3 rRNA genes (1 of these 3 cut by a window edge) are annotated in these 2,500 nt (G+C 49.6%); all 3 read right to left on the bottom strand.

Annotated features, from left to right (window positions below):
* Window positions 1-64, bottom strand: a 16S ribosomal RNA gene (locus tag DJFAAGMI_RS12660); the annotation flags it as partial.
* A 351-nt stretch (window positions 65-415) separates the two neighbouring features.
* A 5S ribosomal RNA gene (gene rrf / locus DJFAAGMI_RS12665) occupies window positions 416-528 on the bottom strand.
* A 167-nt stretch (window positions 529-695) separates the two neighbouring features.
* Window positions 696-2,500 (bottom strand): 23S ribosomal RNA (locus DJFAAGMI_RS12670); it runs 866 nt beyond the window's last position.

A 2,500-nucleotide genomic window follows, 5' to 3' on the forward strand; every position in this document is an offset into this window, starting at 1 on the left:
CGACTTGCATGTGTAAAGCATGCCGCCAGCGTTCAATCTGAGCCAGGATCAAACTCTATAGTTCGATCTTGAATTTAAAGTCTTTCGACTGCTCACTCACTTGACGGAATCAAGAAGAATAAATTCTTCCTCATTACTGTTTTTGTGAGCGCTTGATAACTCCGAAGAGTTTGTTCCGAAGAACTGGCTGCTTGCCCTCAAACGCCCACGCTTATCGGCTGTATTTTTTTAAGGAACCGAGTGCAAAACCAAGAAGCTTGACTTTGAATCTCGTTGCTTGCTGCGATCAGCGAAGCCTTCAATTGTAGCACTGTTTTCACAGTACTTTTAAAACGTTTTTGCGTTTTCTTCTCACCCCTCATCACAAGGAGGGAGAAGAAAACGCCTGGCGTGAGCCAGGCGTTTTGGCGTAAGAGCCTGACGATGACCTACTTTCACACGGGAACCCGCACTATCATCGGCGCAAAGTCGTTTCACTGTCCTGTTCGGGATGGGAAGGAGTGGTACCAACTTGCTATGGTCATCAGGCATAAACTTTTTGTCAGATTGATAGCGCCTTGATTAACTTCTTAATCTTGCCCACCTTCAATCTAACGAATTCATAGAGTCTTCAATCAGCTTTTCGATTGCGCCTTTTCGGCATAACTAGAACTTGCGTTCTGTCTTTTCATTTTTCCAGGCTTACCCAAAGTTATAGGGTCAAGCCGCACGGGCAATTAGTACTGGTTAGCTTAACGCATTACTGCGCTTCCACACCCAGCCTATCAACGTCGTGGTCTACAACGACCCTTCAGGGGGCTCAAGGCCCCGGCAGATCTCATCTTGAAACGAGTTTCCCGCTTAGATGCTTTCAGCGGTTATCTCTTCCACACTTAGCTACCCTGCGATGCCAGGTGCCAAACACCGCCGTCGATATGAACTCTTGGGCGGTATCAGCCTGTTATCCCCAGAGTACCTTTTATCCGTTGAGCGATGGCCCTTCCATACAGAACCACCGGATCACTATGTCCTGCTTTCGCATCTGCTCGACTTGTCAGTCTCGCAGTTAAGCACGCTTATGCCATTGCACTATCGTCACGATGTCCGACCGTAACTAGCGTACCTTCGAACTCCTCCGTTACGCTTTGGGAGGAGACCGCCCCAGTCAAACTGCCTACCATGCACTGTCCCCGATCCAGATAATGGATCCAGGTTAGAACCTCAAACGCACCAGGGTGGTATTTCAACGTCGGCTCCATGAGATCTAGCGACCTCACTTCAAAGCCTCCCACCTATCCTACACAGATCCGTTCAAAGTCCAATACAAAGCTACAGTAAAGGTTCATGGGGTCTTTCCGTCTTTCCGCGGGGAGATTGCATCATCACAAACATTTCAACTTCGCTGAGTCTCAGGAGGAGACAGTGTGGCCATCGTTACGCCATTCGTGCAGGTCGGAACTTACCCGACAAGGAATTTCGCTACCTTAGGACCGTTATAGTTACGGCCGCCGTTTACTGGGACTTCAATCAAGAGCTTGCACCCCATCATTTAATCTTCCAGCACCGGGCAGGCGTCACACCCTATACGTCCACTTTCGTGTTTGCAGAGTGCTGTGTTTTTATTAAACAGTCGCAGCCACCAATTTTTTGCAACCCCTTTGAGCTCCNTTTGTACAACTTCACTTACTTGGGGTACACCTTCTCCCGAAGTTACGGTGTCAATTTGCCGAGTTCCTTCTCCTGAGTTCTCTCAAGCGCCTTAGAATACTCATCTCGCGCACCAGTGTCGGTTTGCGGTACGGTCGTCAATAGCTGAAGCTTAGTGGCTTTTCCTGGAAGCAGGGTATCACTCACTTCGTGTGCAAGCACACTCGTTATCACGCCTCATCTCAGCTCTCCGGATTTGCCTAAAGAGCACGACTACACGCTTGAACCAACTATTCCAACAGTTGGCTGAGCTAACCTTCTCCGTCCCCACATCGCACTATTGATCGGTACAGGAATATTGACCTGTTTCCCATCAGCTACGCATCTCTGCCTCGCCTTAGGGGCCGACTNACCCTACGCCGATGAACGTTGCGTAGGAAACCTTGCGCTTACGGCGAGGGGGCTTTTCACCCCCTTTAACGCTACTCATGTCAGCATTCGCACTTCTGATACCTCCAGCATCCGTTACCAGACACCTTCACAGGCTTACAGAACGCTCTCCTACCACGTGCAATAAATTGCACATCCGCAGCTTCGGTAACTGGCTTAGCCCCGTTACATCTTCCGCGCAGGACGACTCGATCAGTGAGCTATTACGCTTTCTTTAAATGATGGCTGCTTCTAAGCCAACATCCTGACTGTTTTAGCCTTCCCACTTCGTTTCCCACTTAGCCAATTTTAGGGACCTTAGCTGGCGGTCTGGGTTGTTTCCCTCTTGAGTCCGGACGTTAGCACCCGGTGCTCTGTCTCCCAAGCTGTACTCGTCGGTATTCGGAGTTTGCATAGGTTTGGTAAGTCGCCATGACCCCCTAGC

This window comes from Comamonas brasiliensis (genome assembly GCF_018292285.1).
Taxonomy (GTDB): Bacteria; Pseudomonadota; Gammaproteobacteria; order Burkholderiales; family Burkholderiaceae_C; genus Comamonas; species Comamonas brasiliensis.